A 6,414-nucleotide genomic window follows, 5' to 3' on the forward strand; every position below is an offset into this window, starting at 1 on the left:
CGCGCAAAGCCAAGCGCTCCCGCCACAAAGCCTGTGGCACATCCTCAAGCTTCGATGTCAGATGGAGATGTGCCAGCGCCGCACCCGACCAAAACGCAACATCTTCAGCGGTTTCGGCACGTGGGGACGTGACCCAAGCGGGCATCCGGGGTAGCGTGTCGAGGTCGCTGATATGATCCGGTAGCGCAAATGTCATATCCTGAGGTTATACTCGCACGGCGCTTTCTACCAGAGAATAGCTCAACTACCGCCCCACCTTGCTGTCCCTATTTATGTCCAATAAGTTTACATTATTGGATGTATGAAGACATGCTGCAGCACAGTTCAATACTAGTAGATTTTCGTGTCGGAAGACCGGAATTGATGAGATTCAAGCACTTCCCTGAAAAACGAGTCGGGGTTCATGAGATTCTGTACCGGTATTTATGAGACTGGATGAGTCGGTATTTGTGAGACTGGCGCTGTCGCGCGGCTTTTTCGGCAGACTGGCGTGCCCTCTCGTCGCGCTCAGCGCGCCAGAACCGGGCCGAGATGCTTCGCCTCAACGAGAGAGGCCATGGGCTAATCGCCTGCCGGACCCTTCCCTGCCCCTCCGCATCACTCTCGAGCATGACTGAGATCGCCCATTTGACCGGATCCTCAGTGATCCGCCCGACGCCGACCGTCAGCGCGAAACATTGCAAGAGCGAGCCCTGCGCCAGAGCGTGAAGACCGGGCCGCACCGGCTTGGCAAGCACTGGCGCCACCTGATCGTATTCGGGGACAACGACCGTCAGCGCCTGTCGGAGGATCGGCGTGGTCAGAAAATCATGGTAGTCCCGCCGGTCTTTCAGAGACATTCGTGGCTGCTCGCCGACGTTCGGCGGCGAGGCGCGGCGATGCCGTGCCGTCAGAACCTGAAGCACTTGGGGCGCTTCCAAGTGGCCTTGCCCCGCACCGCGCGCCCAGGCATCGAGATGAGCGGCACCGACCTCGGCATGCCCTTCAAGTTTCTTGAAGAAATCCGTACCGAACCGGTTGGACAGGGTCTCGCCAGTGGCGTCCCGAAACTCCACACCATGCACCGGGCAGCGAAATCGCCACGGCAGCGCGGCGGCTTTGCGATGCACGTCTTCGGGACAGTGCCGACACGGAGACCGGTTCTTCCGCGCGATCATCATGCGCACCGCTGACCCCAACTTCCGAAAAGTCATGGCCTGCACCGCTTCCGGCGAAAGGCCGGTCCGAGCCGCGACCAGAGCCCCCTGCCCTTCCGAAAGACGCCATTCCAAGTCGAACACGTCGTGCCCCTTCAGGCCAAGCGCGGCGACGAATTCCGAAACCGTCATGGCGTAGAACGGGGCCATGCGCGCGGCCCAGGAAGACAGCCGTTCGTCGGCCTCGGGGAGGTAGACTACCGGCAAGCGCCCGTGCGCGGTCACACCGGCTCTCCCAGGACCGCCTGCAACCGGTCGCCGCCCAGAATATCGCGCGCGAGGATGCGTTCCTCCCCGCTTTCGATGGCGGCGATCGCCAGCTGCGACAAGATCGAAAAAATGCCCGAGGTGATGCCGCCAGTCACCTTGATCATCCGCGTGAGTGCCTTCTCGTCGATCTGGCTTTGGCGCCGAAGCGGCAGCGTGCGCGCGAGCGTGCTCATCAGCCCATTCAGATCCTCGCCCTCCCGCCATGGCGGCAATGCGAAGGCCTCGAAACGACGCACCAGTTGATCGTCGGTGCGCAGCGCGTTGCGGGCCTGCGCCGTACCGACACAGACCAGCGGGATGCGCAGCTCGTTGCCCAGGAAGCGCAACATGTTCAGGAATCGCGCCTGTTCGCGGATCGTACCCGCCTGCAGACTGTGGATCTCGTCGATGACCAGCATCCCCGGACGCAATTCGGCGAGCAGACGCAAGGCCAGGCTTTCCAGCACAGACAGTGTCGCCCGCGGCGGCTCCGGGGCACCAATCGCCGCCAGGATCCGGCGGTAGAAGCGCGATTCATCAGGCCCAGACACCATCTGCACGGCGACGACCGGCATATGCAGCCGTCCGCTGGTCTCGTCGAAGCTCGATGCGTGGTCGCGGGTGAACTTCTCGATGATCATAGTCTTGCCCATGCCGCTGTCGCCGACAATGAGCAGGTTCGGCATGCGGGCGCGCTCGGGAAACGACATCAGCGTTTCCAGCTTCTCCAAGGCGGCCTCAGCCCTGGGGTAGGAGATCCAGCGGTCGGCGCGAATCCTATGAATGCGCTCCTCGGCACTGAGCGCGGCGATCTTGCCGGCTCCCGGATAGAGATGCGGGAACTCAGTCATCCTCGTACCACTCCTCGACCTTGAAGCCGGGGTGGCTGAGAAACGGGCTCCCCGCCCCTTCCGGCGCAGGCAGGGCATCTCGCGCGGCGGCATCCGGTGTCACATCGATCATCGGCAGAGGGGCCAGATGTGCCCGCCGTGCCTGGTGGCGCCGTATCGCCTTCGTCTGCCGCTCGGCGCTGTCGACGAGGTCGCGCTGCGTCTCGATCGTCCTGAAAATCAGTTCCTCATCTACCGACCGGCGCCCGGCCTCGCGCAAAGCGCGTCGCGCGGCGCGGTGCTCCCAGAGCGTGACCGCAGGCCGTGTCAGATCCGCCGGTCGGGCTTCGATGATCCCGTTCTCTGTCAGCACGAAGATGCGCGAAAGATCACGCGGATCGTATTTGAGCGTGAACTTGCGGCTTTCCCGGCCCATCAGCCAGCGCAACTCGTCCGCCCAGTAGCGGATGTGGAAGAGATGCAGGCCGTCGCGCTGCAAAACCCGCTGCTCGGAGGGCAGAAAATCGACCAAGAACTGTCGGAGATCGACCGGCATGCGGAGCTTGATCTCATCCGCCTGCGCCGCCCAGGCTGCTGACGGCGTCTTTTCCAGCACGCTGTGGACCCGCGCATGGTAGGAGCCGGTGATCTCGAGAGCGAGCCAGGTCTCCAGCTCTCCGAGCGTCATCACCGCCTCGGCCTCGGCGTCGAGATCACCGCGCTCGAAAATGTTCGAGAAATGCGAGCCCGGCAGCAGGTGAATCGCGCCCATCATCGTGCCGATCAGGCGCTCGATATGGCCGCCATAGCGCGGCGTTCCCGGTGGTCGGTGCCGCAGGTCGATCTGATATTCGGAACAGGCCCGCTCGAAGGCGCGCGCGTGGAACTCCGCGCCATTGTCCACGTAAATCGCGCTCGGGATACCCTGCGCAGCCCAATCCGTGCTAATATCTCGCGCAGTGAGCCAATGCGATTTATCCATCACCGCATGGGTCAGACACAGAGCAACAGCCAGAAGCGATGGCGGCTCCAGCGACAGATGAAACCCCAAAACCATGCGGGTGTTCACATCGATTGCCACAGTCAGCGTCGGACGACCGAGCGGGCGACGCGTCACCGGGTCAACCACTGTCACATCGGCCTTGGTGTGGTCGATCTGGACGATATCGAGAGGGCTGTCTGCAGTAAGGCTTCCCGGCGTGGCCAGATGGCGCCGCTCGGCCTTGACCTTGCCTTCACGCCGGCCCATCAGCATTGCCTGATCGTGCCCCTCCAGCCAGCGGCCCAAACGCCGGATCGAGGGTGGTGCCAACCCTTGCGCCTGACAATCGGCAGCGATCTCACGCCAGAACCGTGTCCTGGTGGGCTTGCGGCGGGTGGCATAAAACTCCCTGAAATGATGGGCCACGATCGCTTCCACCGCCGGGTCCAGAGGCTGCATGCCCGGTTTAGGGCCGCGGGTATCCCGCAGCAGTCCACTCGTCCGCCCGTCCTCGCGGAACTGCTTCACCAGGCGAAAGAGCGTGGATCGGCTGATATTCAGCTGGCGCATGGCCCAGTCGACATTGCCCTGAGTGAGCTGGGCCGGCAGTTCCCCGATCACGCGGGCGCGGTACTCGGCCTCTTCCCAATCCTTGTCAGCCGGAAAATTATCGGACATAACTTGCTCAATGCGCGGGTGCCGGATAGTCTCACCAATGGTGACTCAAATCGGCGTCTAGTCTCACATACCCTGAATCGATTTCAGAAATGCGACACAGGCAAGCTATTGAAAACAAATGGAACGCAGTCTCAGAAATTCCGGCAGACCGACATTCAGGGGAAATATGGCCACAGAGGACGAGAAGTTGAGCTCAACACGCCCTAGTACATCCGAAGATGCTCAGGGTGACGCGAGAGATCATGAGAAAAGTGACGGCATCTCCCTGCCCTTGCATGTGGCGAGCTCGGGCACCCTCGATCAGCTGGTAGAAACCGCACGCGGCTATGCAAAGCAGGCGGCCTCTGAGAACACCCTGAAGGCCTATGCGAAAGATTGGGCGCAGTTTACCCGCTGGTGCAGAGTGAAGGGAACGGACCCTTTGCCGCCTTCACCCGAGATGATCGGCCTCTACCTCGCCAACTTGACTGCACCCGTGGGAAAGGCCCCTGCCCTCTCAGTCTCGACCATCGAGCGCCGTCTTTCTGGCATTAGCTGGAACTACAAGCAACGCGGCTTCAACCTCGATCGCAAGAACCGCCATATCGCCTTCGTCCTGGCCGGGATCAAACGCAAACACGCCCGTCCGCCGGTGCAGAAGGAGGCGATCCTGGCGGAGGACATTCTCGCGATGGTGGCCACCTTGCCCTACGACCTGCGCGGTCTGCGAGACCGGGCCATCCTGCTGATCGGCTATGCGGGCGGTCTGCGTCGGTCCGAGATCGTCAGCTTGGATGTCAACAAAGACGACACACCGGATTCAGGCGGTTGGATCGAGATCCTAGAAGAGGGTGCCCTGCTCACGCTGAACGCCAAAACAGGCTGGCGTGAGGTTGAGATAGGTCACGGCTCTAGCGACCAAACCTGCCCTGTTCGCGCGCTGAAGCAGTGGCTGCATTTTGCGAAGATCAATTTTGGATCGGTGTTCGTCCGCACGTCCCGTGATGGCGCGAAGGCGCTCGAGGCGCGACTCAATGACAAACACGTCGCCCGCCTGATCAAACGCACCGTGCTGGATGCTGGCATCCGAGCGGAACTACCCGAAAAAGAACGTTTAGCGCTGTTCTCAGGCCATTCCCTTCGTGCAGGTCTGGCAAGTTCAGCAGAGACTGACGAGCGTTATGTCCAGAAGCAGCTCGGCCACGCTTCGGCCGAAATGACCCGCCGCTATCAACGCCGGCGTGACCGGTTCGGAGTGAACCTGACGAAGGCAGCCGGATTATGACGTGGATCTGCACACTTCGGATTTCAAAGCCGAAAGTGAAGCAACATGGCGAGGGAGATCGCTGCGGGAATGGAGGGTATTTACGATGATGACCTCGTCCGATCGATCCAGAAAGACCAAAAATGCTCCCCTGCCCTTGTGAACCGTAGGTCTTCGACATCATCAACGAGAACTGCGCGACTCCGACTATGGGCCCGGTCATTCAAAATACGTTCACAGCAGTTGAGGAATTTGGCTTCGTAAAGCTCTGCTTGGCGCAGCCCGAAAGTTTCGATTGTCCATCTGGCGATTGTTTCTATCTGGTCCAAAGTTGAACTAGCGAGCCGGGGTGACTTGAAACCCATCATCGGCTGAATGTGTCTTTTCACGCCGTTAATGTCCTGCTCGACGACATTGTATGGGGCCGCTGCCGGGATCGCATCGCTCCTAGTAAGAGTTCCAGCGCTGTAGGTGTGCTCATAACGATTCCGTCATTTGTTACTAGACGCCAGAAAATTCAGAGTGCTCAGGGCTGTACTGTTCACAGCTGTGAACAGTAATAGGGGAGGGGGGCTCAGTAAGTTCACAGCTGTGAACTTACCCCCGTCGCACCTGCAATGCGCGGATCATAGCGCCGCAGGAAAACAAACCGTTCTCGGCCTTTCGTGTAAGCGAACGCAGATAGGCCGATGGGCTCTTGATCTCCGCAAATCTCTCGAGCATCGCAGCAAGTGTCGTTGCAGCTTGCGCAGTGCCCATTCGAGATTGAGCTTCCTTCCAAACCTGTCTGGTAATTCCCATCATTGGGCTAACAGCATCCGAAAGTCTTACAAGATCATCCCAATGCCGTACGGAGTCCGGAGCGAATGTTTGTATTTCTTTGCAGGTGCTCAACACTAGCTTTATTGGAGGCGCCTGGTGCGATGATCTATGGCTTACCGTCGCGGCTTCATTAGCGCCACTTCCAGCTTCTTCTCTATTATCTATATATTCTTTATTTGAACTATGATGGTGCTGCTCAATATTAGCGTCGCTGGTGCTCATATTATCTGATTGTGGCGCGTCGATACAGGTTTTGACTTCTTCCAGCGCTGCCATCATTTTTGTTTCGAGAACGTTTAAATCTTCAAAGCTTAGTCTCCTGCGCAGGTCACGGGCTGTGAGCAGGGAGAGGTCGCTCATACGGTCCCATAAGGCCAGGTCGGGCTTCAATGACAGCCCATAGGCGATGAAACC

At 59.7% G+C, this 6,414-nt stretch carries 6 protein-coding genes; 1 reads left to right on the forward strand and 5 read right to left on the reverse strand.

The annotated features are described in order from the left end of the window. From VOI29_RS21495 to VOI29_RS21510, 4 genes are all read right to left on the reverse strand, one after another. Nucleotides 1-196 (reverse strand): DUF1403 family protein (locus VOI29_RS21495; RefSeq protein ID WP_323783546.1); only part of this gene is annotated, 196 nt, incomplete at its 3' end. A 205-nt stretch (nt 197-401) separates the two neighbouring features. Then, nucleotides 402-1,421 carry a TniQ family protein gene (locus VOI29_RS21500; protein WP_323783548.1) on the reverse strand — a complete coding sequence of 340 codons (1,020 nt, stop codon included), beginning with the start codon at nt 1,419-1,421 and terminating at the stop codon, nt 402-404. Further along, entirely contained in the window at nt 1,418-2,296 is an 879-nt protein-coding gene (locus VOI29_RS21505) for a TniB family NTP-binding protein (protein WP_323783550.1), read from the reverse strand. Before VOI29_RS21505 ends, VOI29_RS21500 begins: the two co-directional genes overlap by 4 nt. Then, a complete protein-coding gene (locus VOI29_RS21510) occupies nt 2,289-3,935 on the reverse strand; it encodes a Mu transposase C-terminal domain-containing protein (protein ID WP_323783552.1) in 1,647 nt (548 codons plus the stop codon). The genes VOI29_RS21505 and VOI29_RS21510 overlap by 8 nt, the downstream gene beginning before the upstream one ends. Nucleotides 3,936-4,101: 166 nt before the next feature. On the opposite strand from VOI29_RS21510, the gene VOI29_RS21515 reads away from it, so the two are divergent. Then, the gene (locus tag VOI29_RS21515; protein WP_323783554.1) at nt 4,102-5,199 is read left to right on the forward strand and encodes a tyrosine-type recombinase/integrase; all 1,098 of its coding nucleotides are present in this window, start codon (nt 4,102-4,104) and stop codon (nt 5,197-5,199) included. Between the two features lie 576 nt (nt 5,200-5,775). On the opposite strand, the gene repC is transcribed toward VOI29_RS21515, so the two are convergent. Next, nucleotides 5,776-6,414, reverse strand: a 639-nt coding sequence (repC, locus tag VOI29_RS21520) for a plasmid replication protein RepC (RefSeq protein WP_323783556.1), incomplete at its 5' end; no start/stop codon positions are given.

Origin of the sequence: Leisingera sp. (assembly GCF_034669605.1) — a bacterium.
Lineage (GTDB): Bacteria > Pseudomonadota > Alphaproteobacteria > Rhodobacterales > Rhodobacteraceae > Leisingera.